Here is a 25,019-nt window from a genome sequence, read left to right as displayed (position 1 = left end):
ATAAACTGAAGAGGAAGCAATAAGAATGCGATTCACATGGCTGTTGCCCATTGTTGCACTGGTGCCGCTGCTCGCTATGGCCGCAACATCTGAGGTTGTTCCGGCACAAGACAAGGGCGAGACGATGACCCGCACGGAGGTCACGCGGATCATCGCCAATGCAAACCGTATCGTGGCGCCCAACGGCGTCCAGGAGCTGGTGAAAGTACCCATCAATGGTATCGATCAGTGGCTCTCGATTCGCGGCCGGGATCGCCGCAATCCGATTTTGCTGGTACTGCACGGTGGTCCCGGTTCGCCGAACATACCGGACGATTACCTCTATCAGTCGCCGTGGGAGGACTATTTCACGGTAGTGCAGTGGGACCAGCGTGGCGCCGGCAAGACCTATGCGGCGAATGCCGAGCAGCAGATGGCGCCCGGCATGACCGTCGAAGGCATGACGGATGACGCCGCCCAAGTGGTGCAATATCTGCGCACACGCTTTGACAAGCAGAAAATTTTCCTGATGGGCCATTCATGGGGAACCGTACTGGGAACGCGGCTGGCACAGCAGCATCCCGATTGGTTCTATGCCTATATCGGAGTGGGCCAGGTGGTGAACGTTCGCCGAAACGAGGAGCTGGGATATGCCTTCGCGTTGCAGCAGGCGAAAGCCAGCGGCAACGCAGCCGCGCTGAAAGAATTGCAGGCCATCGCGCCTTATCCCGGGACGGCGCCGCTTACGCTCGAGCGTCTGGGCGTGCGCAGCAAATGGGAGATGTATTACGGCGGCCTGACCTATGGACGACAGAATCTCGACTACCGATCCGATGTCGAAGAGTTGTCGCCCGATTACAGCCTGAAGGAACTGGATGCGATCAACAAGGGCGGTGCGTTTTCGATCCGGCATTTGAAGTCTGCTCTGATCGATATCGATTTTGACAACGCCACGCGCTTCGGCTGCCCGGTCATCCTGTTTGTGGGGGCGCATGACGAAACCACTTCACATGTGCTGGCTGAGCAGTGGTTCGACAAGCTGCAGGCGCCGTCGAAGCACTTGGTAATGTTCGCCGACTCCGCGCATATGGTGATGGAGGAGCAGCCTGGCCGCTTCCTGATGCACCTGGTGGATGATGCGCTGCCGTTGGCGCAAAAGGCGGGCGACGCGGCGCCGGCCGAGGTGGCGAGGGACCGGTGAACGTGCAGGCCGGGATTCGGCGTTTTTTGCTATAAGTCAGGTCGTCTGGCGTGGTTGCCGTTATGCGAGGGCGGCACCATGCGATCAATCCTTCAGGAGGCCAAAGCTCATGAGCAAATGGATTCGCCTTGCCTGGTTGCCAATTTTCGCAGCCTGCGTGCTCCCTTCGTTACCGGCGCGGGCACAAGGCATGCCGGAGGCCGCGCGCCAGATCGTGGTCGTCACCACCGCTGACTGGAACAGTGTTAGCGGCACTCTGCAGCGGTTTGCGCGCGATGGATCAAACGACAAGTGGACTGCCGTCGGACAACCGTTTCCCATCGTGGTGGGCAAGACCGGGCTGGCATGGGGGAGCGGCTTGATCCCTGCCAAACGGCTGGGCGCCGATGCCGGTGATCCAGTCAAGCAGGAAGGGGATGGCAAAGCGCCGGCGGGTATGTTCTCGCTGGGGACGGCATTCGGGTACGAACCGCAACCGCTGGCCGGTTCGCGGATGTCGTACATGCCTCTAACTTCATCGGTAGAGTGCGTGGATGATGCCAAGTCGCAGTACTACAACCGCATTGTCGACCGTCGGAACATCGGCGCGCCGGATTGGAACAGCTCCGAACACATGCTGCGGGATGACGAGCTCTATCACTGGGGCGCTTACGTCAACCACAACGCCCATCCGACCAGGCCCGGTGGCGGCTCGTGCATCTTCCTGCATATCTGGCGCGGAGCCGGGCAGGGCACGGTTGGCTGCACCGCCATGCCAAAGGAGGATATCCAGCAACTGCTCGAGTGGTTCGATCCGGCGAAGTCGCCCCTGCTGGTGCAAATGCCGCGTGGCCGGTACGAGCAAGTACGTCAGCGTCTGGGATGGCCCAAGCTCCCGGCTGGCGAGTAGGCGACGGCAGATGACCACGCCAGGTTTTACTTAAGGCCGCTCGGCATGGCAACCTTTTCGGCGGGAGCGGCATCCATGCCTGCATGTGTAGACGACGAATGCGTACCGTACTGATCATCGACGACAATCCGGCCGTGGGCGAGGCGCTTTCGCTGCTGCTTTCGCTGCACGACGTGCGCCCCCTGGTGACCCTGACGCCCGAGGAGGGGTTGGCGACGCTGGCGCGCCAGAGCGTGGACGTGGTGATCCAGGACATGAATTTCACGGCCGACACCACCTCCGGCGAGGAGGGCGTGGAGCTGTTTCGCGCGATCCGCCAGCGCTACACCGATCTGCCGGTCATTTTGCTGACCGCATGGACGCATCTGGAAACCGCGGTGGAGCTGGTGAAGGCCGGTGCAGCCGACTATCTGTCCAAGCCCTGGGACGATGCCAAGCTGCTGGCGACGGTGGAAAACCTGCTGGAGTTGTCCGAGTCCACGCGTGAAGTCAACCGTACGCGGATGGAGCGCCGCAAGCGTCGCGAAGACCTGCAACGCCGCTACGAGCTGGATGGCCTGGTCTTCGCCTCCGAAGCGATGGCGCGCACGATCGACCTGGCCTGCCAGGTCGCGCGCTCTGACGTGCCGGTGCTGATCACCGGCCCCAACGGCTCGGGCAAGGAGCGTATCGCGGCCATCGTGCATGCCAATTCCGCGGTGAAGAACGGCCCCTTCGTGGCGGTCAACTGCGGCGCCTTGCCGGGCGAGCTGATCGAGGCTGAGCTGTTCGGTGCCGACGCGGGGGCTTACACCGGCGCCAACAAGGCGCGCGAGGGGCGCTTCGAACTGGCCGATGGCGGCACGCTGTTCCTGGATGAAATCGGCAACCTGCCTTTGCCCGGCCAGATGAAACTGCTGCGCGTGCTGGAGACCGGGCAATTCGAACGGTTGGGTTCCGGTCGCACGCGCAAGGTGAAGGTGCGTGTGCTCAGTGCCACCAATGCCGATCTGAAGGGCATGATACGCGCCGGTACGTTCCGCGAGGATCTGTATTACCGCCTCAACGTGATCGACGTGAACCTGCCGCCACTGGCCGAGCGCATTGACGACATCCTATTGCTGGCCGAGCATTTTCTGGCCGGCCGCGCGCAACTCAGCGATGCCGCACGCGAGGCCATGCTGGCTTATCCGTGGCCGGGCAACGTGCGCGAGCTGAAAAATGCCATCGAACGTGCCGCCTTGTTGGCCGGCAACCAAGCCATCACCCCCGAGCTGCTCAACCTGCCGCAGCAAGCCGGTCCCGCGGCGGTACGCAACCTCGACGAGCCCAGCCGTGAAGTGGTGGAGGCGGCGCTGCACAAGGCGGAGGGTGTGGTCAGCCGCGCGGCGCAGTCGTTGGGTTTGTCCCGGCAGGCGTTGTATCGGCGCATGGAACGCTATGGCTTGATGACTCAGGCGTAACGCACGCTTTGCCAGTCCAGCGCGTAGGCTGGGATGGCAATCCCAGCATCGGGATGTTGCGTAGAAAGCTGGGATTGTCATCCCAGCCTACGCGCTGCGTGCAGCAGGGAGGAGGTGCCAGCACGCGCAGACTGTATTCCGGCAGTGGTGTCCAACACTCACAACGTGTAGAACAGCCGCAATCCATCAAGAGATCGGCCATGCCGCAGCGCGCACGTCCAAGCAGGAACCCCCTATGCGCCTGAGATCGCTGGAGGCGCGCTTCACCCTCTGGCTGGCCGTGGCCGCGTTGACGGGGGCGTTGGTCTGCATTGGCGTTACGCACTGGCCTTTGCCGGAAATCCTCGCGTGGCTGCATCACGAGCTGGGGCTTGAAGTCGCCACGCCCAATCGCAGTGAGGCGGCGGTGATCTGTGCTGCCATCCTGGCCCCGCTATCGTGGTGCTTCGCGCATATCGTGATGAATCCGGTAAAACGCCTGCTGCGCGCGCTGGAAAGCGCCGTGGCGAGTTATCGCGATGGCGATTTCAGCATTTCCATCGCGCTCAACCGGCGCGATGAACTGGGTGACCTGGTGCGTGTGCACAATGAACTGGGGCGGACCTTGCGCGAACAGCGCCAGAATCTCACCCAGCGCGAGCTGTTGCTCGATACCGTGGTGCAGAACACGCCGGTGGCCTTGGTGCTGACCGATACCAGCGGCCGCGTTGCGTATGCCAATATCGCGGCACGGCATTTGTTCCATGAAGGCCGCAGTCTCAACGGCCTGCATTTCGCCACGCTGATAGCCGACATGCCTGAGGCGTTGCGCAAGGCGACGGAAGGCGCCGAAGACGCCTTGTTCAGCGTGGAAATGGACGGTAGCGAAGAGACGTTCCATCTTTCGCAGCGCGCTTTCCGCTTGCAGGGACGGCCCCATCGACTGCAATTGTTCCGCCGCATGACACGTGAACTGTCACGCCAGGAAGTCGCGGCGTGGAAGCGAGTGATCCGAGTGGTCAGCCATGAGTTGAACAATTCGTTGGCGCCGATTTCGTCCATGGCGCATTCGGGTGCCGAGCTGGCGCGACGTGGTGACTTGGAGCGGCTGCCGGGCGTGTTCGCCACGATCGGCGAGCGTGCGCGACACCTGCATGGTTTCATCGACGGTTACGCGCGTTTCGCCAAACTGCCCGCGCCGCGGCCGGTAACGGTGGAATGGCCGCCGTTCCTGGATGCGCTCACCTTGCATTGCCAGTTCCAGCTGCAAGGCCAAGCACCGCCGCAACCAGGCTGGTTCGATCCGGTGCAGATCGAGCAGGTGCTGATCAACCTGGTGAAGAACGCGCACGAGTCGGGCAGCCCGCCGGAAGGCGTTACCTTGGGGCTAAGCCTCATCGGGCATGAACTGCGGATCGAAGTCGCCGACCGCGGCCCAGGCATGAGCGAAGCGGTGCTGGCGCAGGCGCTGCTGCCGTTCTATTCCACCAAGCGTTCCGGCACGGGGCTGGGCCTGGCTCTGGCGCGCGAGATCAGCGAGGCGCATGGCGGCCGTATTGCCTTGGCCAATCGCGAAGATGGCGGCTTGCGCGTGACGCTGTTGCTGCCGCAGCCGGGCCCCTCGACGTCGTAGCTCGGGGGTTGCAGCACAACCTGCGCATGGCGGCCTCTGGCTCGGCATTCAGGGAGGGCGCACATTGCGGCCATCGCCGATGGCATCACCAAGCGCCCAAACCGACATACCCAAGCGACGCGCTTCCGGTAAGAATGGCGCCATGCCTCAATCCGCCATTCGATCGCCCTTGCCATCCTTCGCCACCACGGCGATCAATACCCGCATCGCCTTCCTGGTGGAATTGGCCACCCGGCTGCACAAATACGGCGCCTCTTCGCCGCGCCTGGAGATGGCGATCAGCGGTTCGGCGCAACGTATCGGCCTGAGCGCCGACGTATGGTCCAGTCCCACGGCGATCATCATTTCCTTTGCCGATCTCGCGCATGGCGAAGATGCGCGTCTGGCGCAGGTCACCCAGGTGATCCGCCTGCTGCCGGGCGACGTGAACCTGGACAAGCTGTGCCGGGCCGACGAGATTGCCGATCGGGTGATCGCCGGCGAACTGGACCTGCGCGAAGGCTTTCGCCTGCTACGCGCACTGGAGCTACCGGATACGCCAAGCCAGCAAGCCAGCGTGATAATCAGCTACGGTTTGTCCGCGGCGGCAATCGACGCCTTGTTCCTGCATAGCTCGTGGGTGGATCTATGCGTGGCCGCTTTCGTGGGCCTGATCATCGGCGCTATCACCATCCTGTCGGGCACGCGCCCGCGCCTGCAGGTGGCCAGCGATGCGATCTGCGCCATGGTGGCCACCCTGGTCGCCATCGTCTTCAGCGCCTTCGTAATACCGCTGGCGATCAAGTCGGTGGTGCTGGCCGGCCTGATCGTGCTGGTGCCGGGGATGTCCTTGACTACGGCGGTACGCGAGATATCCAGCCAGCACCTGGTGGCTGGCATGGCCCGCATGGGTGGCGCGATGTCGACCCTGCTCAAGCTCACTTTCGGTACGGTGGCGGCCACTCAGATCTGCGCCGTGCTTGGCATCGAGCCCCGCGATTTCGCCTTGCCGGCCTTGCCGTCGTGGATGGACTATCCCGCCCTGCTGGTGGCGGCGATCGCCTTTGCGATGCTGTTCCGCGCCGCTTGGCGCGATTGGCCGGCGGTGATTTTCGCGGTGATCGTGGGCTATGTCGCTACGCGACTGGGCGGTACCGTTTTCGTCAAGTTGCCGGGTGCCCCGTTTGGCGTGTTCCTCGGCGGATTGTTGCTCAGCGCGCTGGCGAATGTGTATGCGCGCTACGCCGGGCGCCCCGGGGCGGTCATCCGCGAGCCTGGCATCTTGCTGCTGGTGCCAGGCAGCGTGGGCTTTCGCAGCGTTTCGTATCTACTTGATCGCAATGCGACGCTGGGCTTCGACTCCACCGTGCTGCTGGTGACGATCTTGATTTCGCTGGTGGCGGGATTGATGTTCGGCGAATTGCTGATTGCGCCGAGAAGGTCGTTATAGGTTGGGATTACCATCCCGGCCTACGCAAAACAACAACGCCGGCTCTAGGCCGGCGTTGCGCGTGCGACCCGGATAAATTCAGATCGCCAGATCCTTTTCCTTCTTGCCGGCCTTCAATGCATCGTTGAACCAGCGCGGACGCTTGCCACGGCCGGACCAGGTCTGTTCCGGATCGGCGGGGTTGCGGTATTTGGGCGCTACCGAACCCGTGGCGCGGCGCTTGCCGCGTACGGCGGCACCGCCACCGAATACTTCCTCGAAGCTGATGCCTTCGGCCTTCAGCAAGGCTTGCACCTTTTCGCGCACGCGGGTGACTTTTTCCTTCTCCAATTCCTGTTGGCGCGCCTGCGCCTTCTGGATCAGGTCATTGAGTTGGTTATGGTTGAGGCTCTTGATATCAATGGCCATGAAGCGGACTCCGGTAAAGAGAATGAATAGGACATTGCGGGCTGTTGGATTTGGAAATAAATGCCCGCATGTATTTTTGATTCTCTCCCATTAAAGACAAAATTGTAAAGCGCGCTTGCGTCAAGAAAATGCTTTTCAGCGCTTGCGAAGCTAAGAAAAAGGCCGCGCTAGGCGGCCTTATCCATAACGGGGATTAGCTCAATATCTCAAATAGCTCGTCGCGCGTAATGGCGCTGCTTTCGCTGGCAGTACGGGCGCGATATTCCAGCGTGCCGGCGGACAGGCCACGCTCGCTTACCACCACGCGATGCGGAATGCCGATCAATTCCATGTCGGCGAACATTGCGCCGGGGCGTAGGCCTCGATCGTCCAGCACGCTTTCGATGCCGCGCGCGCTGAGTTCGTTGTACAGCGACTCGGCAGCAGCGTTCACTTCTGGCGCGTTCTTGGGATTGATCACGCACACGGCCACGCGCCACGGCGCCATCGGCTCGGGCCAGATGATGCCCGCTTCGTCGTGGCGCTGCTCGATGGCAGCGGCGACGATACGGCTGACGCCGATGCCGTAGCAGCCCATCAGCATCACCTGCTTCTTGCCCTGGTCGTCGAGCACGGTGGCATCCAGCGCTTGCGCATATTTGTTGCCAAGCTGGAACACATGGCCCACTTCGATGCCACGCGCGATCTGCAGGCTGCCGTGGCCGTCCGGCGAAGGATCGCCCACCACCACCTGGCGAATGTCTTCCACGCGCGTGATGCGCGCATCACGTTCCCAATTGGCGCCGGTGTAGTGCGTATCGTTGAGATTGCCGCCGCATACGAAATCGGCCAGCACCGCAGCGCTGCGATCGACGATCACGGGAATGGAGTCGGGCAGTCCGGCCGGTCCGATAAAGCCCGGACGCACACCTACCGCGGCGAGGATTTCCTCATCGGAGGCGAGTACGGATTCGCCGGGCAGCTCCGGCAGCTTGCTGGCTTTCACTTCGTTGATGTCGTGGTCACCGCGCAGGCACAAGGCGACCAGGCCTGCTTGACCACGCACCAGCACGGTCTTCACGACGCGATCGGCTGTGATGCCGAAATGCCGGGTGACTTCTTCCACCGTACGTACGCGTGGCGTATCCACGCGCTGCAGCGTTGCCGCAGGCGCAGGGCGGGTGCCGGCGGGCGCCATCGCCTCGGCTTTTTCAAGGTTGGCGGCGTATTCGGAGGCATCGGAGAAGGCCAGCAAGTCTTCGCCAGATTCGGCCAGCACCTGGAATTCATGGCTGGCGTTGCCGCCAATGGCGCCGGTATCGGCCTGCACCGCGCGGAACTTAAGTCCCAGGCGCGTGAAGATACGCGCGTACGCCTGGTACATCACCTCATAAGTTTCAGCTAGCGATTCCTGCGTGAGATGGAAGGAATAGGCATCCTTCATCAGGAATTCGCGCGCGCGCATCACGCCGAAGCGTGGGCGGATCTCGTCGCGGAACTTGGTCTGGATCTGGTAGAAGTTCACCGGCAGCTGCTTGTAGCTCTTCAGCTCATTGCGCGCGAAATCGGTGACGACCTCTTCATGCGTAGGGCCGTAGCAGAACTCCTGTTCCTTGCGGTCCTTGATCTTCAGCAGCTGGCCGCCGAATTTTTCCCAGCGGCCGGTTTCCTCCCACAGCTCGCGCGGCTGCACCGAGGGCATCAGCATTTCGATCGCGCCGGCGCGGTTCATTTCCTCGCGCACCACGTTTTCCACCTTGCGCAGCACGCGCAGGCCCAGCGGCGACCAGGTGTACAGGCCGGCGGCGAGCTTGCGGATCATGCCGGAGCGGATCATCAGCTGATGGCTGGAGATCTCCGCATCGGCGGGAACTTCCTTGACGGTGCCCAGGTGGAATTGGCTTAGGCGCATGAGAGGCTGGTCGGCTGTCGGAGTAAAGGGACGATTATAGCCGGCAGCTTGGGGCAAGCTGGGAAGGCAATAGGCAAGCTGGGTAGGTCGGGATGACCCTCCCAGTAAGGTCATCAGAGCGCTGGGATTGCCATCCCAGCCTATGTCCACCGATTTTCGCCCTACTGATTGGCGCAGAACTGGCTGTATTGCGACTGGCTGGCGTCCAGTTGCTGCTTGCGCTGGTCGGCGTTGAGCAACTGCTGCTGTCCGCCATTGCTCATCACCACCGGGCCCTTGCCCTCCAGGGTGCCGATGCTGGCTTTCAGCGTGGTGCAAAGCTTGGCGCGGTTCTCCGGCGTGTCTTGCATGGGTGCCTGCGGCGCGCTGCTGCCGCTACCCGATGAGCTGGAACTGCTGCTCGATGCGGCGGCGGGTGAATTTTCCTGAGCGGCCGGCGCGGAAGTGCCGGCGTTCACGCTGACCTGGCTGTACTTGGTGCCGGTCGGCGGGGGCGTTTCTGAGTAATGGACGGTGCCGTGGGCGTCGGTCCATTTGTAAACCTGGGCGCAGGCCAGGGGCGCGATCAGCAGCAGCGCCAGGGCGATGGACAGTCGACGCATGGGTAGACTCCGGGAAGGGATGAAGGGAAACACGGCTAGTTAACAACCGGCGCGGCCGGGACTCAAGCGGGCGACGTGCACGGAGTGTGTGGAACGTGCTTGTAAGCACGTTTGGGCCGAGATGGACCGGACCAGGCAAGCGGGAACCGGTCATGGCCGATGCCTGGCCGGAGCAATTCCGACGCCCCCGCCCCATGCGCTGGACAGGGGCTTCGTTCCCATCCCTGGACTTCGCCACCACCCTGCTAAACTGCCGGCCATTCCATCACGGATGGCTTCATGAGCGAGACGACCCCCGCACGGGCGCCGCGGCATCGCGGTATCTATCTACTGCCGAACCTGTTCACCACCGGCGCGATGTTCGCCGGCTTCTACGCCATCGTGGTGAGCATCGGGGGACGTTTCACGGACGCTGCCATTGCCGTGTTCGTGGCCGCCCTGCTGGACGGAATCGACGGCCGGGTGGCGCGGCTTACCCATACGCAAAGCGAATTCGGCGTGCAGTATGACTCGCTGTCGGACCTGGTGAGTTTTGGCCTGGCGCCATCGCTGGTGATGTACAACTGGTCGCTCTCCAGCCTGCGTGAATATGGGCCGCTGCCAGGTAACATCGGTTGGGCGGCGGCATTCATCTATGCCGTATGCGCCGCGCTGCGCCTGGCGCGCTTCAATACCCAGGTGGGCGTGGCCGACAAGCGTTACTTCCAAGGCTTGCCCAGCCCCGCGGCGGCGGCGGTGTGCATGTCGTTCGTGTGGAGCATGGAGCGCTGGGGCCTTCACGGTGACGAGCTGAACAATGTCATGCCGTTCATGGCGTTGATCGTAGGCTTGCTGATGGTGAGCCGCTTCCGCTACTACAGCTTCAAGTCCTTGCCGATGGGCGACAAGGTACCGTTCCTGTGGATCTTGATGGCCGTGCTGATCCTGGTGCCTTTCTTTGTCGATCCACCGGACGTGCTGCTGGCGGTGTTTTCCCTGTTCCTGCTGTCGGGGCCGATCGTGACCATGTGGGGCCTCGCCACGCACCGCAGGCGCCCGCGTCGTGGAGCGGCATGAACGCAGTCATTGCCAGTCCCGCGCATCGAGCCCGCGTGCTGCGTGCGCTGGGCGTGGTGGCGTGGCAACGGCGTGCGGTTTCCGAGGCCGAGCCGGCGCAACCAGCTGCCAAGCCGATCGAGACTCAGCCGGCGCCAGCCAACGCTGGTGTGGTGGTGGTGCTGCCGCCCGGCTGCGCAGTGCGTGAACTGGACCTGCTGGGGCGCGCGCTGTCTGCCTTTGGTGCGCAGCTTACACGTGCGCCGCGTATCGAGGCGCTGGATGGTGAGGCCATGCAGGTGCCGCATGCTCCGGCCTATCTGGTGTTCGGCCAGGCCCAGGCGCATGCGCTGGGGCGTGGCCTGCCGGCGCAGGTGATGCGTGATGCGCATATCGTGCTGGCGGATGCGCCAGCGGAGATCCTGACGCAGGCCAGCGCCAAGCGGCGGTTGTGGCAGGCCATGCGGGCTCTGCGCCGCGCACTGGCGGCTGGAGGCCGCTAATGGTTGCGGTCGCGCGCCCCTCGCTGGAGATGCGTGCGATGCGGCGGGAAGACCTGCCGCGAGTCAGCGAACTGGAACATGCTTCCTACGATTTTCCCTGGAGCCAGGGCATTTTTGGCGATTGCCTGAAAGCCGGGCATCCTTCGTGGGTGTTGTGCCTGGATGGCGACATCATCGGCTACGGCATCCTTTCGACCGGCGCCGGCGAGGCGCATGTGCTGAACGTGTGCATTGCCCCGAATCAGCGCGGACAGGGCTTTGGTCGCCATCTGATGAAACGCCTGCTGGATATCGCGCGCTGGAACGGCGCCGAGCGCGTGTTCCTGGAAGTACGGCCGTCCAATCCCAATGCGCAAGCGTTGTATGCGTCGCTGGGTTTTCACCAGATCGGGCGCCGGCCGCGCTATTACCCGGCGCATGAGGGGCGTGAGGATGCGATCGTCATGGCGTTGGAGTTCGAGCTGCGGTAAGCAGCTTCGCGCGAGGTCTACCCCTCACCCCAACCCTCTCCCCGGAGGGGAGAGGGAGGGAATTTTGCGGGTTATCCAAGCTTGCGCATCTGCTCCCGCAACGCGCCGAGTTGCGTGCTCCAATCGGCAATACGCTGACGTTCCTGCGCCACCACTTCCGCCGGTGCATTCGCCACGAAGTTGGCGTTGCCCAGCTTGTTCTCGCACTTGCTGATCTCGCTTTCGATTTTCGCGATTTCCTTGCCGAGGCGCGTTTTTTCGGCAGTGAGATCGATCAAGCCGGCGAGCGGAATCAGCACGCGCAACGAACCGACCACGGCTGCCGCGGCGGCGGGTTCATCGGCACCGGAAGCAATCCACTGCGGCGCTTCCACGCGTGCGAGGAAGCTGATTTGCGCCGCGAACTTTGCCGCGCGCGCGCGATCGCCGGCATCGCCGTCGGCCAACAGCAGCGGAATAGTCTTGCCGGGGGCGATGTTCATTTCCGCGCGAATGCGACGAATGCCGCTGAGCACATTCTTGAACCACTCGATCTCGGCGGTGGCCGCTTCGTCGGCTGTGATTTCGCCGGCGTCCGGCCACGTGCATTGCAGGATGCTGTCAGCCTGGATGCCGAGCTTGGGCGCCACCGATTGCCAGATTTCCTCGGTGATGAACGGCACGATCGGGTGCAGCGCGCGTAGCACCGTTTCCAGCACCACCAGCAAGGTATGGCGCGTTGACGCCGCCGCGTCTGCGTCATCGCCATTCAAGGCTGGCTTGGACAGTTCCAGGAACCAATCGCAGTATTCGTTCCACACGAATTCGTACAACGCCTGGGCCAGCAGGTCGAAGCGGTAGGTCGCAAAGTGCTGTTCCACTTCGAGCAGCGTGTGCTTCAGCCGCGTCAGGATCCAGCGTTCGGCCTCGGTGACAGGGCCTTTGGCCGGAGCCGGCAGCTCGCCTTCCGGCAGGTTCATCAGCACGAAGCGCGCCGCATTCCACAGCTTGTTGCAGAACGCCTTGTAGCCTTCTGCGCGCTTGATGTCGAAATTGATCGTGCGGCTGTAGCTGGCCAGCGCGGTAAAGGTGAAGCGCAGCGCATCGGTGCCGATGGCCGGAATGCCTTGCGGATAATCCTTGCGGATACGCTTTTCGACTTTCTCGCGCACTTGCGGAATCAGCAGCGACTTGGTGGATTTTTCAACCAGCGGCGCCAGCTCGATACCGTCGATCAGGTCCAGCGGGTCCAGCGTATTGCCCTTGGACTTGGACATCTTCTGGCCTTCCGCATCGCGCACGATGGCGTTTATGTACACCTCGCGGAACGGCACCTGTCCGGTGAAGTACAAGGTCGCCATCACCATGCGCGCGACCCAGAAGAAGATGATGTCGAAGCCGGTGACCAGCACGGCGCTGGGCAGGAAGATCTTGTCGTGGTCCCAGTTGGCGACCACTTCGCCGCGCTCGTTTTGCACCGGTCCGTTGAACGGCCAGCCCAGCGTGGAGAACGGCCACAAGGCGGAGCTGAACCAGGTGTCGAGCACGTCTTCATCCTGTTTCAACTTGCCGACCGGCTCGACGGCGGCATGCTTGCGCGCGTCGGCCTCGTCCTCACCGACGAAGATATTCCCGGCCTCGTCGTACCACGCGGGAATGCGATGGCCCCACCACAGCTGGCGGCTGATGCACCAATCCTGGATGTTCTCCAACCATTGCGTATAGGTGGTGGTCCAGTTCTCCGGTACGAACTTGACCGCGCCCGAACGCACCGCATCGAGCGCGGGTTCGGTGATGGCCTTGCGGCCGCCCGGGCGTCCGTCCTTTTGCGTGTCACTGGTAAGGTCGACGAACCACTGGTCGGTGAGCATCGGTTCGATTACCGCGTCCGAGCGCTGGCTTACCGGCACCTGTAGCTTGTGCGGTTTGGTTTCCACCAGCAGTCCGGCCGCTTCGAGATCGGCGAGCACGAGCTTGCGCGCTTCGTAGCGATCCATGCCCTGATACTTCGCCGGCGCGTTGCCGTTGACCTTCGCGTCGAGCGTGAAGATATCGATCGGCACGAGCGCGTGACGCTGGCCGATGGCGTAGTCGTTGAAGTCGTGCGCTGGTGTGATCTTCACGCAGCCGGTACCGAACTCGCGGTCGACGTAATCGTCGGCGATCACGGGAATCTGGCGGCTGGCGAGGGGCAGGGTGAGCGTCTTGCCGATCAGGTGCTGATATCGCTCATCTTCCGGATGCACGGCCACGGCGACGTCGCCCAGCATGGTTTCCGGACGGGTAGTGGCGACGACGAGGCTTTCGTTGCTATCGGTGACCGGATAGCGGATCGACCACATGTGTCCATCACGCTCGACGTTGTTCACTTCCAGGTCGGACACGGCGGTGCCCAGCACCGGGTCCCAGTTCACCAGGCGATTGCCGCGATAGATCAGGCCCGCGCGATACCAATCCACGAACACCTTGCGCACCGCGGCGGACAGGCCTTCGTCCATGGTGAAGCGTTCGCGTGTCCAGTCGGCGGCCACGCCGAGGCGGCGCATCTGATTGGTGATGGTGGAGCCGGATTCCTCCTTCCATTGCCATACGCGTTCCACGAAGGGCTCACGACCCAGGTCGTGGCGAGTCTTGTTTTCGACGGCGAGCTGGTTTTCCACGATTTTCTGCGTGGCGATGCCGGCGTGGTCGGTGCCGACCTGCCACAGCGTGTTCATGCCGCGCATGCGCTGGTAGCGGATCAGCATGTCCATCACCGTCTGCTGGAACGCATGGCCCATGTGCAAGGTGCCGGTGACGTTCGGCGGCGGCAGCTGGATGCAGTACGGCTCGCCGCGGCCGGATGGCTGGAATACGCCGCTGCGTTCCCAGCGGGCATACCACTTCGACTCGATCGGGCGGGGCTCGAAACTCTTTTCCATCGGGGACTCTTCAATGGCGCGCCGGCTGCCGGCGCGCGTGGACAGGCATACAAACCTGCATTGTAAGGGGCGCGGGCGAGGCAGCCCAAGCGTTGGCGGCTTTTGCGCCCCCTCCGGGTGCTGCGAAGCCCGCCCCGGACCGGGAGCAGGGTCGGGGGAGCGGCCCGCCCCCGCCCTGCTGGGCCTCACCCCGACCTACCGAACATCATCGAAAGACAAACGTAGTCACCGAATAGGGCGGCAACGCATAGCTGAGGCCATTGCTCAGCGCGAGACTCGCCACGAGCTGCGGCGCCTGGAACGGCGCGTTGTTGTCCGTCTGCCATACATCGACGGTGCTTGCCGTGGTTCCGCTGGCTTGCACAATCGCGGTTTGCGTGGTGGCGGGGTCCTTGTTGATCATCACGATGTTCTGCCCGTTCGTCGAGGCGAATACCTCGACATTGGCGAGCGCGGTGGAAGCCGACACGGCGATGCTGCCGAAGGGGCGGAACAAATGGCCGCCGCTGAACATGCGCAGGCCCTGGTAGATCGGCATCGGCGCATCGATCTGCTGGCCGTAGTAGGTGGCATCGCTTTGTTTTTCGAAAGTGAGGCCGAGCGCACCGTTCTGGTCGGAGTACTGATGGCCACGGCCGCCGGCACGCATGATGTGCCCGGCCACGGACGCCGACCATACCGTGACCACGCCCTGATAGAAGCGGTCGTCACCGTTCCGTCCGGGATAGCCGTCGCCCGTACGCCATGACCAGTTGTACTCGCCGACCTGAATCTCGATCGCCGCAGCCCGCTGCGGCACGGTGGCGTTGATCATCTGCCGCAGCTGGGTGATTTCGTTTTCCCAGTCCGACGTCTGCGCCAGCGCTGTCGCATTGTCGAGATAGCTGCTACCCATGGCGTAGTGGTGATAGTCGATCACATCCACCTTCGATCCCGCGCAATCGAGAAAGGCCTGCAGGTCGCTTTGGTTGTAGTGCGACCATGCCGGCCCCGCGACCTTGATGGTGGGATCGACCGCTTTCATCTTGTCCACAGTGGCGTTGAACAGCGTGCAATACGCAGCCATGCTCATGTGATCGTTGTCGGGCTCGTTGCCGATTACCCAGTAGGCGACCGGATTGCCGGGATTGAAGTGCTGCACCAGCGCCGCGGCATCATCGGGAGAGAAGTTGTTGTTGCTCGATCCTGCCACCACAATCATCGGCTGCGCGCCCAGGTTTTTGATGCCGCTGACCCATTGGTCGCCGGAAATATTGGTAGGTCCATAGGCAGCGCCGGAAATGATGTTGCCGCCGTTCCACTGCAGGGGAACCCGATACAGTCCAAGGCCGAGGCCGGCAAGATTGCTGCGTTGCGTCGCACTGGCAATGATCGAGCCGCCGTTCTGGCCATAGGTGGAAATCGAACTGGAGAAAGGATCGGGGGCGAGCGCCTGCGGCAGCGGCGTGCCGAAGTCGACGTAGGTGTTGGCGGTTTGCGCGAGCGCTGGGGTTGCGGTCGCGGCGAAAAGCGACAACAGGGCCATCGCCCGTATCATCGGGGACGTGAGCATGGTTTCTTCATCCTTACGAAACGTTGATGGGTGGCTGCAAGGCTGTTGCACTATGAAGAGTTAACCGCAGCAAGATTGCGATGAGCTTCGCAAGGATCGCGGTGGCCGGTTACTCCATTTGCCGCAAAGCCTGAGCCGTTTGCTCATCGGCAGGTACGAAGGCTTCCAGCGCAAGTTCCGACAAGGTGATGTCCACTGGGCTGCCGAATACGGTGGTGGTACTGATCATCGACAATAGCTGGCCACGCACTTCAAGTTGCATCGGCACGGCGATCGCAGAAGCGGGGCTGCGTACCGGCGTGTCAACGGGGGTGGGAAACGCCTGCACTTCGCGCTGCAAGGCGAGCAATTGCGGATCGTGGGTGGCCTCGATCTGCTGTTGCAGGCGATGCAGCAGGTGAGCACGCCATTCGCCCAGGTTGTGGATGCGCGGAGCCAGGCCGGCCGGATGAAGGCTCAGTCGCAGCACATTGATTGGCGCTTGCAGCAGCTCCGCTGCAATGCCGTCGAGCAGGCGCAGCGTCGCCCGGTTGCTCGCCACCAATTGCCAATGTCGGTCGATGGTGAGGGCCGGATAAGGCTCGAAGCCTTGCAGCAATTGATCGATCAAGCGACGCGCCGCTTGCATCGAGGCGTCTTCCAGCGGCCGTTGCGGATAGGCTGGTGCGAAACCTGCGGCAACCAGCAGGGCGTTGCGTTCGCGCAAGGGAATTTCCAGGTACTGGGCCAGGTGCAGGATCATGTCGCGGCTGGGTTGGGCGCGGCCCGATTCCACGAAGCTCAGATGCCGCGTGGAAATCTCGGCGTGAGTGGCAAGATCTAGCTGGCTCAGTCGGCGATGCCGGCGCCATTCGCGCAGCAGGTCGCCGACTGGACGTTGGTGTGGGATGTGGATGGCATGCATATATCCGATCATGCCGTGCGAAAGATGAGGCTGTCCTGGGCCGTTTGGCATTGTTCGGCGAGGCAGTGGCGAACAGACGTTCCCGATGCGTGTGATAAAGGCCATGCGGTACCCCGGTCTTCATAGTTGATACCAGTGCGGTCGCTGGTTTCGAACATCGGCATGGTCAGGTACTCCTCGAAGGAGCCGCGCGCTCCTGGCGCGCGGCGGAAATGGGTCAGGCGGCTACCGGCACTTTGTCGAGGAAACCGCAGACGTGGCTGATGCGGCCGTCTTCCAGCACGGCGACGTCGAAGCCGATCACCAAGGGCTCGTTCGCGCCCGGTTCGCTGAGCTGCCAGCGAAAACGCATCATGTCGTGATGCGCGTCCACTTCGCCGAGCAGGCCGAAGACATGCCCGGGAAACATCTTCTGCACCGCGCTGATGGTGGCATTGATCGCTTCCCATCCCGTGGACGTAATCATCGGGTCGGTATAGCGGGCATGTTCCGTGTAGATCTCTTCCAGCAGGGCGAGGCGGCGCAGCGAATCGGTTTCGTTCCAGCTGCGGATATAACGAGTGGCGAGGGTGTGTGCTTCGGTCATGGCTGATCTCCTTGGGTTGGTGGAGAAAGCTTGCAGCCGGTTCCGCGGCGCGGCGATTACTTGGGAGGTAATGACCTGGGGGCGTGTAGGCTGGGATTGGTATCCCAACCTACGCACAAGCAGCATGGACGCCGTGCGAGAATGCGCCTATGAATCTGCTAGCCCTGGAAACCGCCACCGAAGCCTGTTCCGTCGCGCTCGTGCACGGCGAAACCATCATCGCCCGCACCGAGCTGGCGCCACGTCGTCACGCTGAGCGCGTGCTGCCGATGGCCGACGAACTGCTGGCAGAAGCGGGCATCGGCAAGCATGCGTTGGATGCCATCGCGGTAGGGCGCGGCCCCGGTGGCTTCACCGGCGTGCGTTTGGCGATGTCATTGGCGCAAGGCATGGCGATGGCATTGGATCGGCCGGTAGTTCCCGTTTCCTCGCTGGCGGCGCTGGCGTTGGAGGCACCGGAGGACGATGCCGCGATCCTGGCGGTGATCGATGCGCGCATGGGCGAGATCTATGCCGCCAGCTACCGGCGCGATGGTGAAGGCGGCTTGCTTGCCCTGGACGAAGAGCGCGTATGCACACCCGATACGCTGGTGTTGCCGCCGGCAGATGCATGGAATGTGGCGGGCACCGGTTGGGCGACATATCGTGAAGCGTTGTTTGCCCGATTGGGCATGCAGCCTCGTTCGGCCGACGGCAGCTGCTACCCGCAGGCGCGCCATGTAGCGACGCTGGCGGTAGCTGAATTCCGCGCTGGTCGCGCGGTGGCGCCGGAGCAGGCCTTGCCGGTGTATTTGCGCGACAAGGTGGCACTGACGCTGGCGGAGCAGGGGAAGGTCCGCGGATCCTGAGCGCAGGTTGCGGGGCAACTGGAACTACAGCTGCCCGATCACCAACTGAACCAGCAGGCTGCTGATCGACACCGCCGCCCACACACCCAGTCCGAGCAGGATCGGCCGCACGCCGGTCGAGGCCATCTTGCGCAGGTTGGCCGACAGGCCGATCGCGGTGAGCGCCACGATGATCATGAACTCCGCGCTCAGGTGAATGGCCGGCTGGATCGCGGTCGGCACCAGGCCCGCCGTGCGCACGGCCGAGGCGACCAGGAACCACAGGATGAACCACGGAAAGATGCGGCGCAGGCTGAAATCGCCGGTTACGCCATCCTGCTTTGCAGCGCGCTTGTGGCGCATCGCTACCACGATGGCAAGCACCAGGCAGATCGGGATGATGAGCGTGGCGCGCGTCAGTTTCACGATGGTGGCGTAATCGCCCGCCGCCGTGCTGTAGCTGTAACCGGCGGCCACCACCGAGGAGGTGTCGTTGATCGCCGTGCCGGCCCACAGCCCGAAGCCAAGATCCGACAGGTGCAGCGCGTGCCCCAGCAAGGGAAACAGCAGCACAGCGACGATGTTGAACAGGAAGATGGTGGAGATCGCAAAGGCGGTGTCGTGGTCATCCGGCTTGATGATTGGCGTGACCGCGGCGATCGCCGAGCCGCCGCAGATCGCGGTGCCCACGCCGATCAGCACCTGGAGCTTGTCATGCACTTTCATCGTCCGGCCCAGCAGCCATGCCGACACGAATGCCACGGTCATGGTCACCAAGGTCACGGAGAGCGATTCCAGCCCGGTCTTGGCGACCTGGGTGAGGCTCAGCCCGAATCCCAGCGCGATGATCGACCACTGCAGGATCTGCTTGCTGGCGAACTGGATGCCCGGGTTGAAGCTATCCCCCGGCGAGAGCAGGTTGCGTACGGCAATGCCGATCACGATGCCGAACACCGGGCCACCGATCAGCGGCACCAGGCGTCCCAGCCACCACGCCGCCATGGCAATGCCAATGGCCAGCAACAAGCCTGAAGCGCGAACGCGCAGACTGGAGGAGGGGAGGGGGAGCGATATGGCATTCATGACGGATGGCCGTTGGGGACGGGGGTATTTTCCAATTCGTCATGTATTAGGAAAAATTGAAATATCTGATCAATTGTATAAAATATGCTGATGCTTAATGTCAGCTTGCGTCAGCTGGATGTATTCGTGCAGATCGCCCTGCACGGCAGCGTGCGTGCCGCTGCCGAACAGCTGCATCTCACCCAGCCGGCCGCCAGCATGGCGTTGGCGGAAATGGAGCGGCAGCTTGATGCCCCGGTGTTCGATCGTGAGCGAGGCAGGCTGCGGCTGAACGCGCGCGGCCGCGAACTGTTGCCCTTGGCGCAGGAGCTGCTGGAGCGCCACGCCGAATTCGGTCGCCGCGCCGCCGGTAAAACCGCCGCGCTGGCGGGCGAGTTGCGCATCGGTACCAGCAATACGGTCGGCAACTACCGCGTGGGTGAATTACTGGGCGAGTTCGCGCGCAGCCATCCGCAGGTAGCCATCCGCCTACGCGTGGCCAACACCGATAGCATCGCCTCGGCCGTGCTCGATCACAGCCTCGACGTCGGTTGTGTGGAAGGACCTGTCGCGCATCCCTTGCTGGAGGCGCATTCCTGGCGCGACGACACGCTGGTGGTCTGTGCACCGCCTGAAGATCCGCTCGCCAAGAAGCACGGCCTGAAGCCCGAACATTTCGCTGGCGCCCGTTGGGTTTTGCGCGAACCCGGCTCCGCCACGCGAGCCATCAGCGAGCGGGCGTTGGGGCAGTTGCCGCCGGGCGAAATCGTGATGGAGCTGGATCAGATCGAAGCGATCAAGCAGGCGGTCGCAGCCGGACTGGGCATTGCCTGTCTGCCGGAAGTGGCGGTAGCCGATGCGCTGGCGACGGGGCGATTGGTGGCGCTGAAAACACCGTTTCTCGATTTACGGCGAAAACTCTCGATTCTGCTGCACCGGGAGAAATATCGTGGTGCGGCGCTGGAAGCGTTTTTGCGCACTGTTACGTAGGCTGGGATGACAATCCCAGCATTGCCATGCACGCTGCATTCCGATGCTGGGATTGTCATCCCTCTAGGACGCGTGGCAATTGTTGGTGATCGCCGCCAGCATCGACTCCGCCTCTTCATGCGTATGCGCACGGATCAGGCGCGGTGCGAAGGCGCGCAACCTGGCGTGATCGAGCGTGGCGAGACGATCTCGCACATGCAGGATGCGGCTGGGGTGCATGCTGAATTCGCACAAGCCCAGGGCGAGCAACAGGGCGGTGAAATTCTCGTCGCCGCCGATCTCGCCGCACAGGCTCACCGGTTTGCCCGCGCGGCGACCGGCGGAGATGACGTGCGAGAGCAAGCGCAGCAGTGCGGGCTGCAACGGGTTGTAGATGTTTTCCAGCGCATCGTTGCCGCGGTCGGCGGCAAGCACGTACTGGGCAAGATCGTTGGTGCCAATGGCGAGGAAATCGGAGTGTTCGAGCAAGGCACGCACGTTGATCGCGGCGGCAGGCACTTCGATCATGGCGCCCAGCGGAAGTTTTTCCGGCAGGTCGATGTTCTCGCGCTTGAGTTCCTGGCGCGCAAGCTTGAACAGCGTACGCACGGCTATGAGTTCATCGGGCTGCGTAACCATCGGCACTAGCACGCGTACAGGCCCGTAGCAGGCAGCGCGCAGAATGGCGCGAATCTGCGTTGTGAATACGGCCGGATGGCGCAGCGACAAACGCACGCCCCGCACGCCCAGGGCGGGATTTTCCTCGCCGCGGATGACCAGCCCCGCGGCGTCGGCCTTGTCGGCGCCAAGGTCGAGTGTGCGAATCGTCACCGGCGCACCGCCCATGCCCAACACTACGTCGCGATAGGCGATGAACTGCTCGTCTTCCGAGGGCAGGCCCTTGTGGCGCAGGAACAGGAATTCCGTGCGATACAGGCCCACGCCATCGGCGCCGCGCGCGCGGGCGAGCGCGACATCGCCGGGCGATTCGGCATTGGCCAGCAGGCGAACGTCCACGCCATCGCGCGTACGTGTGGGTGCGTTCGCCAGACTGGCGAGGCGGCGGCCCTCCTGCACGGCTTCGCGCTGCCACGCACGGTAACGAGCGAGGTCTTGCGCGGTCGGATGCACCACGGCTTCGCCGCGCTCGGTATCGAGCAGGATCAAATCATCGTCGTGGATGGTCGACAGCGCATCGCGCGTACCCACCAGCATCGGCAGGTTGAGGCTGCGCGCGAGAATCGCGCTGTGCGAATACGGACTGCCGGAACTGGTGATGACGCCCAGCAGGCCATTGCCGGCCAAGTGCGCCATGTCGGCCGGCGCGATGGTGTCGGCGACGAGAATTTCGCCGACGCGCGAGGCGAGCTTGCGCTCCTCCACGCTGGTCTGGCGTTGCAGCGCTGAAATAACCCTGCCGATCACCTGGTCGACGTCTTCCATGCGGCTGCGCAGATACGGATCGTCCATCGCACTGAACACGCCGGCCAGGCGATCGCGCTGTTTCTTCAACGCGGCGCCGGCGCGATAGCGGCCGATGGTGATCATTTCGTCCAGGCCGCGCAGCAGCTCGGCGTCGTCCAGCAGGAGGCTGTGTGCGTCGATGAACTCGTTGACTTCACGCGCCAGCGCGCCATGCAGCTTGCCGCGCAACTCGCGCAGCTCCTGCCGCGCGGTTTCCAGCGCGGTATGCAGGTGTTCGAGTTCGGAAGGAATTTCCTCCTCGGCCAACGGGCGTGTATCGACCAGGTAGCGGCTGGGCTGCACCAGCCGGGCACGGCCCAGGGTCATGCCGCGCGAAGCCATGGCACCGGCAAGGATTTGCCTCATGGGCGGCACCTCCCGGTGGAGCTGCACGGGACGAGTAACAAGCAACAGGGAGCGTGAGCGACGCACGAGCGTACGTCACGCCGCGGACGTGATGTTCCCCGTTCCCCGTTTGCCGTGCCTTGCTTCATTCACATCCCTTCGTCGAATTTGCGGTCGAACAGATCCACCACCGCCGAGATCGCGGCCGATTCGTCCGGACCGTCCACGCGAATGGTCAATGGCGTGCCGATCCCGGCGGCCAGCATCATGACGCCCATGATGCTTTGTGCATTCACTTCGCGGCCCTTGCTGATCAACCACACCGTGGATTTGAAACTCTGCACCAGTTGCACCAGCTTTGCCGATGCGCGGGCATGCAAGCCCAATTTGTTGGAGACGACGATTTCTTTTTCAAGCATGATCGATGAAGATTCCCCCGCGACCGCCACTGGCCGCGATTTCAGCAAGTTCGTCCAGCGGCTTGTCGGCGTAGTTCAGTACGCGCAGCAGCATGGGCAGGTTCAACCCAGAAACACAGCGCAGCCTTACGCCTACCGTAGCCAGCGACAGTCCGATGTTGCAGGGAGTCGCGCCATACAGATCGGCCAGTACCAGCACGCCCTCACCTTGATCCAGTTCGCGCGCATGCTTGGCGGTGAGCGTGCGCATGACATCCGGATCGGCCAGTGCGGGCACTTCCACGGTGGCGACTCGCAGCGGCAATTTCGGCAACACGTGACGTGCTGCCTTCACCAGCGCCTGGCCAACCGACTCGTGGGTCATCAGAAGCACGCCGACGCTCATGGCGCGGCGGCTTCGTTGGGATGGGTGAAAGACAACATAAACATCACTCAAGTTCGCGATGGAAAGTGAGAACCCCTTCGCGCGTGGTGCGATAGTGCGCGGCGAGTTTCTCGACCAGATAGACCGAGCGGTGGCGGCCACCGGTGCAGCCGATGGAAATGGTGACGTAGCTGCGGTCGTCCGCCTCGAAGCGGGGCAGCCATGCATCCAACCAGCGGGCGGTGTCGGCAAAGAATTCACCCACCACGGGCTGGCGCTCCAGGAATTCGCGCACCGGCGCGTCCTTGCCGGACAGTGGTCGCAGCGTCGGTTCCCAATGGGGGTTGGGCAGGCAGCGCGCGTCGAACACGAAGTCCGAATCCAGCGGCAGTCCGCGCCGGAACGCGAACGATTGAAACATCAGCGTAAGGCCGGTGGTGGTTTGCGCGTAACCGGTAGCGATCAGGCGGCGCAATTGATGCACGTTCAAGTCGCTGGATTCGATCACGCGTTCGGCGATCGCCATCAGTGGACGCAGCAGGCGGCGTTCCTCCGCAATGGCGTCGGCGAGCGATACCCCGCGCACGGCCAGCGGGTGACGGCGGCGCGTCTCCGAATAACGCTTGATCAGTGCGGCGTCGTTGCAGTCCAGAAAGATCAGATGCACCTGCACCGTCGCCGCCAGCGAGGAAAGGACCTGCGGCATGTGCTGGAAATCGTCGTCCCGGCTGCGTACGTCCACGCCCACCGCGATGCGACGGCGGTGGCTGTCGCCGCGCGTAGCCGCTTGCACCAATTGCGGCAACAGTGCGCTGGGCAGGTTGTCGACGCAGTAGAAGTCCAGGTCTTCCAGCGCCCGCAGGGCGACAGTCTTGCCGCCGCCGGACATGCCGGTCAGCACCACCAGGTGGATGGCGTCCGAGTCGTCGTGGGCAAGCAGGCCTTCGTATTGGTTCATAAGATTCGGGTCACGGGTCACCATGGGGGCAGCCTGCGCATCTGGTGGGCCTGGCGGTCCATGAAGCTTTGCGCCGGATCGATGCCCTTGCTCTTCAACATATGGCTGCGCACCGCCGCTTCCACCAGTACCGCCAGGTTGCGGCCGGGGGCGACGGGCAAGGTGATCATCGGCACGTTCACATCGAAGATTTCGCGATGGCCCACGTCGCCGGTGAGGCGGGTGAGCGCGTCGACGTTCTCGCCGTCGCGCAAGGGCTTGAGATGGATCACCAGGCGCAGATACTTGGACGTCTTGACCGAGGTGTGGCCGAACATCTCCCGTACATTGAGCACACCCAGGCCCCGTACTTCGAGCAGATCCTGCAACAGCTCGGGGCAGGCGCCGTCGATCACGTCCGGGGCGATCAGGGTGAATTCCGGGGCATCGTCGGCGACCAGGCGATGCCCGCGGCTGATCAGCTCCAGCGCCAGCTCGCTTTTGCCTGAGCCGGCTTCGCCGGTGATCAGTACGCCGATGGAGAACACTTCCAGCAGTACGCCGTGCAGGGTGAGACGTGGCGCCATGGTGCGCGCCAGGTGGTACTGCATCCAGGTGAGCAGTTCATGGCCGCGCTTGGCGCTGATCCACAGCGGCGTATCGGTTTCTTCCGCCACTTCGCGCAGGTCGGCCGGTATCGCCTGGTCCTTGGTGACGATGAAGGCCACCGGGTGGGTGGCGGCGGCCTTGTGGATCACTTCCCAGCGCTGGCGGGAGTCCAGGCCATCGAGATAGCTCAGCTCCTCGGTGCCGACGATCTGGATCTTGTTGGGGTAGATCACATTGAGATAGCCCACCAGCGAGGGGCGGCGGGCCGGGGTGGAGCCGTATTCGAGCACGCGCGTTTCGCCGCGCATGCCGGCCACCCAGCGCAGCGCCATGCGCTCGTGGATATCGTCGAAGAGTTGTCGTGCAGTAAGCCGGTCCAAGGAGGTTCCCTTTATGCCGCGTGGCTGCCTGGGCGGGGGCGGCGGCGGGGAACATTGTGCCAGTTTTAGGGTTTTGGTCTTAAGTGCCGCGAGAGGGCGGCCGCAGGGGGCGCTTCAACGGCGCCAGATGCTGCTCAAAGCCGAGGCCACATCCGGCCTGATCCCATCCCTCCCCCGGACCTGATTAGCGTCGAGTCTCAGCTGGGTTTCGCAAATCCTGCTCGGTCCTGGAGCAGGATT

At 63.2% G+C, this 25,019-nt stretch carries 23 protein-coding genes; 10 read left to right on the top strand and 13 right to left on the bottom strand.

Features of this window, described 5'->3' with window-relative positions:
* The first annotated feature begins 25 nt into the window (after window positions 1–25).
* The 5 genes from QQJ96_RS20235 (at window position 26) to QQJ96_RS20215 (ending at window position 6,552) form a co-directional block, all read left to right on the top strand.
* Window positions 26–1,180 carry an alpha/beta fold hydrolase gene (locus tag QQJ96_RS20235; protein ID WP_284333841.1) on the top strand — a complete coding sequence of 385 codons (1,155 nt, stop codon included), beginning with the start codon at window positions 26–28 and terminating at the stop codon, window positions 1,178–1,180.
* 109 nt (window positions 1,181–1,289) lie between these two features.
* On the top strand, window positions 1,290–2,069 hold the full coding sequence (locus tag QQJ96_RS20230; RefSeq protein ID WP_284333840.1) for a L,D-transpeptidase family protein: 780 nt from the start codon (window positions 1,290–1,292) through the stop codon (window positions 2,067–2,069).
* Between the two features lie 98 nt (window positions 2,070–2,167).
* Window positions 2,168–3,511 (top strand): sigma-54-dependent transcriptional regulator, encoded by a 1,344-nt coding sequence (locus QQJ96_RS20225; RefSeq protein WP_284333839.1) that lies wholly within the window; start codon window positions 2,168–2,170, stop codon window positions 3,509–3,511.
* A gap of 235 nt (window positions 3,512–3,746) precedes the next feature.
* Window positions 3,747–5,123, top strand: coding sequence for a sensor histidine kinase (locus QQJ96_RS20220; RefSeq protein ID WP_284333838.1), 1,377 nt, complete (start codon window positions 3,747–3,749; stop codon window positions 5,121–5,123).
* A 142-nt stretch (window positions 5,124–5,265) separates the two neighbouring features.
* Complete coding sequence (locus QQJ96_RS20215; RefSeq protein WP_284333837.1) at window positions 5,266–6,552, top strand: threonine/serine exporter family protein; 1,287 nt, start codon at window positions 5,266–5,268, stop codon at window positions 6,550–6,552.
* 78 nt (window positions 6,553–6,630) lie between these two features.
* Here the strand turns inward: QQJ96_RS20215 and QQJ96_RS20210 are convergent, their stop codons facing one another.
* The 3 genes from QQJ96_RS20210 to QQJ96_RS20200 all read right to left on the bottom strand — a co-directional run bounded on the left by QQJ96_RS20210 (window position 6,631) and on the right by QQJ96_RS20200 (window position 9,453).
* Window positions 6,631–6,960: an H-NS histone family protein gene (locus tag QQJ96_RS20210; protein WP_284333836.1), complete on the bottom strand. Its 330-nt coding sequence runs from the start codon at window positions 6,958–6,960 to the stop codon at window positions 6,631–6,633.
* A gap of 193 nt (window positions 6,961–7,153) precedes the next feature.
* Window positions 7,154–8,851 carry a proline--tRNA ligase gene (locus QQJ96_RS20205; RefSeq protein WP_284333835.1) on the bottom strand — a complete coding sequence of 566 codons (1,698 nt, stop codon included), beginning with the start codon at window positions 8,849–8,851 and terminating at the stop codon, window positions 7,154–7,156.
* 161 nt (window positions 8,852–9,012) lie between these two features.
* Window positions 9,013–9,453, bottom strand: a complete 441-nt coding sequence (locus tag QQJ96_RS20200) for a DUF4124 domain-containing protein (RefSeq protein WP_284333834.1) — start codon at window positions 9,451–9,453, stop codon at window positions 9,013–9,015.
* A gap of 279 nt (window positions 9,454–9,732) precedes the next feature.
* Between QQJ96_RS20200 and pssA the strand changes: the two genes are divergently transcribed.
* From pssA to rimI, 3 genes are read left to right on the top strand one after another with little or no spacing between them, the layout of a single operon-like run.
* Window positions 9,733–10,509 (top strand): CDP-diacylglycerol--serine O-phosphatidyltransferase, encoded by a 777-nt coding sequence (gene pssA / locus QQJ96_RS20195; protein WP_284333833.1) that lies wholly within the window; start codon window positions 9,733–9,735, stop codon window positions 10,507–10,509.
* Window positions 10,506–10,991, top strand: coding sequence for a hypothetical protein (locus tag QQJ96_RS20190; protein ID WP_284333832.1), 486 nt, complete (start codon window positions 10,506–10,508; stop codon window positions 10,989–10,991). Before pssA ends, QQJ96_RS20190 begins: the two co-directional genes overlap by 4 nt.
* Entirely contained in the window at window positions 10,991–11,461 is a 471-nt protein-coding gene (rimI, locus tag QQJ96_RS20185) for a ribosomal protein S18-alanine N-acetyltransferase (protein WP_284333831.1), read from the top strand. Before QQJ96_RS20190 ends, rimI begins: the two co-directional genes overlap by 1 nt.
* 71 nt (window positions 11,462–11,532) lie before the next feature.
* On the opposite strand, the gene QQJ96_RS20180 is transcribed toward rimI, so the two are convergent.
* The 4 genes from QQJ96_RS20180 to QQJ96_RS20165 form a co-directional block, all read right to left on the bottom strand.
* Window positions 11,533–14,361: a valine--tRNA ligase gene (locus QQJ96_RS20180; RefSeq protein WP_284333830.1), complete on the bottom strand. Its 2,829-nt coding sequence runs from the start codon at window positions 14,359–14,361 to the stop codon at window positions 11,533–11,535.
* Window positions 14,362–14,566: 205 nt separating this feature from the next.
* Window positions 14,567–15,913, bottom strand: a complete 1,347-nt coding sequence (locus QQJ96_RS20175; protein WP_284333829.1) for a GH39 family glycosyl hydrolase — start codon at window positions 15,911–15,913, stop codon at window positions 14,567–14,569.
* A gap of 109 nt (window positions 15,914–16,022) precedes the next feature.
* On the bottom strand, window positions 16,023–16,817 hold the full coding sequence (locus QQJ96_RS20170; RefSeq protein WP_284333828.1) for a helix-turn-helix domain-containing protein: 795 nt from the start codon (window positions 16,815–16,817) through the stop codon (window positions 16,023–16,025).
* A gap of 217 nt (window positions 16,818–17,034) precedes the next feature.
* Entirely contained in the window at window positions 17,035–17,403 is a 369-nt protein-coding gene (locus tag QQJ96_RS20165) for a nuclear transport factor 2 family protein (RefSeq protein WP_284333827.1), read from the bottom strand.
* 149 nt (window positions 17,404–17,552) lie between these two features.
* Here QQJ96_RS20165 and tsaB point away from each other — a divergent pair, with 149 nt between their 5' ends.
* On the top strand, window positions 17,553–18,251 hold the full coding sequence (tsaB, locus tag QQJ96_RS20160; protein WP_284333826.1) for a tRNA (adenosine(37)-N6)-threonylcarbamoyltransferase complex dimerization subunit type 1 TsaB: 699 nt from the start codon (window positions 17,553–17,555) through the stop codon (window positions 18,249–18,251).
* A 24-nt stretch (window positions 18,252–18,275) separates the two neighbouring features.
* Here tsaB and QQJ96_RS20155 read toward each other — a convergent pair whose 3' ends face one another.
* Complete coding sequence (locus tag QQJ96_RS20155) at window positions 18,276–19,313, bottom strand: YeiH family protein (RefSeq protein ID WP_284333825.1); 1,038 nt, start codon at window positions 19,311–19,313, stop codon at window positions 18,276–18,278.
* 90 nt (window positions 19,314–19,403) lie between these two features.
* Here QQJ96_RS20155 and QQJ96_RS20150 point away from each other — a divergent pair, with 90 nt between their 5' ends.
* Window positions 19,404–20,282 carry a LysR substrate-binding domain-containing protein gene (locus QQJ96_RS20150; protein WP_284334039.1) on the top strand — a complete coding sequence of 293 codons (879 nt, stop codon included), beginning with the start codon at window positions 19,404–19,406 and terminating at the stop codon, window positions 20,280–20,282.
* Window positions 20,283–20,345: 63 nt separating this feature from the next.
* Here QQJ96_RS20150 and ptsP read toward each other — a convergent pair whose 3' ends face one another.
* The 5 genes from ptsP to hprK all read right to left on the bottom strand — a co-directional run bounded on the left by ptsP (window position 20,346) and on the right by hprK (window position 24,779).
* Window positions 20,346–22,091, bottom strand: coding sequence for a phosphoenolpyruvate--protein phosphotransferase (ptsP, locus tag QQJ96_RS20145; protein ID WP_284333824.1), 1,746 nt, complete (start codon window positions 22,089–22,091; stop codon window positions 20,346–20,348).
* 128 nt (window positions 22,092–22,219) lie between these two features.
* Window positions 22,220–22,489 carry an HPr family phosphocarrier protein gene (locus tag QQJ96_RS20140; RefSeq protein ID WP_284333823.1) on the bottom strand — a complete coding sequence of 90 codons (270 nt, stop codon included), beginning with the start codon at window positions 22,487–22,489 and terminating at the stop codon, window positions 22,220–22,222.
* Window positions 22,482–22,874: a PTS sugar transporter subunit IIA gene (locus QQJ96_RS20135; protein ID WP_345782719.1), complete on the bottom strand. Its 393-nt coding sequence runs from the start codon at window positions 22,872–22,874 to the stop codon at window positions 22,482–22,484. The genes QQJ96_RS20140 and QQJ96_RS20135 overlap by 8 nt, the downstream gene beginning before the upstream one ends.
* Before the next feature lie 43 nt (window positions 22,875–22,917).
* Window positions 22,918–23,811, bottom strand: a complete 894-nt coding sequence (gene rapZ / locus QQJ96_RS20130; protein WP_284334037.1) for an RNase adapter RapZ — start codon at window positions 23,809–23,811, stop codon at window positions 22,918–22,920.
* A 17-nt stretch (window positions 23,812–23,828) separates the two neighbouring features.
* On the bottom strand, window positions 23,829–24,779 hold the full coding sequence (gene hprK / locus QQJ96_RS20125; RefSeq protein ID WP_284333822.1) for an HPr(Ser) kinase/phosphatase: 951 nt from the start codon (window positions 24,777–24,779) through the stop codon (window positions 23,829–23,831).
* Between the last annotated feature and the right edge of the window lie 240 nt (window positions 24,780–25,019).

The organism is Dyella flagellata, assembly GCF_030160275.1.
Lineage (GTDB): Bacteria > Pseudomonadota > Gammaproteobacteria > Xanthomonadales > Rhodanobacteraceae > Dyella_B > Dyella_B flagellata.
The sequence above is the reverse complement of the archived record's forward strand: the minus strand, read 5'-3'. Positions and strand labels throughout refer to the sequence as shown.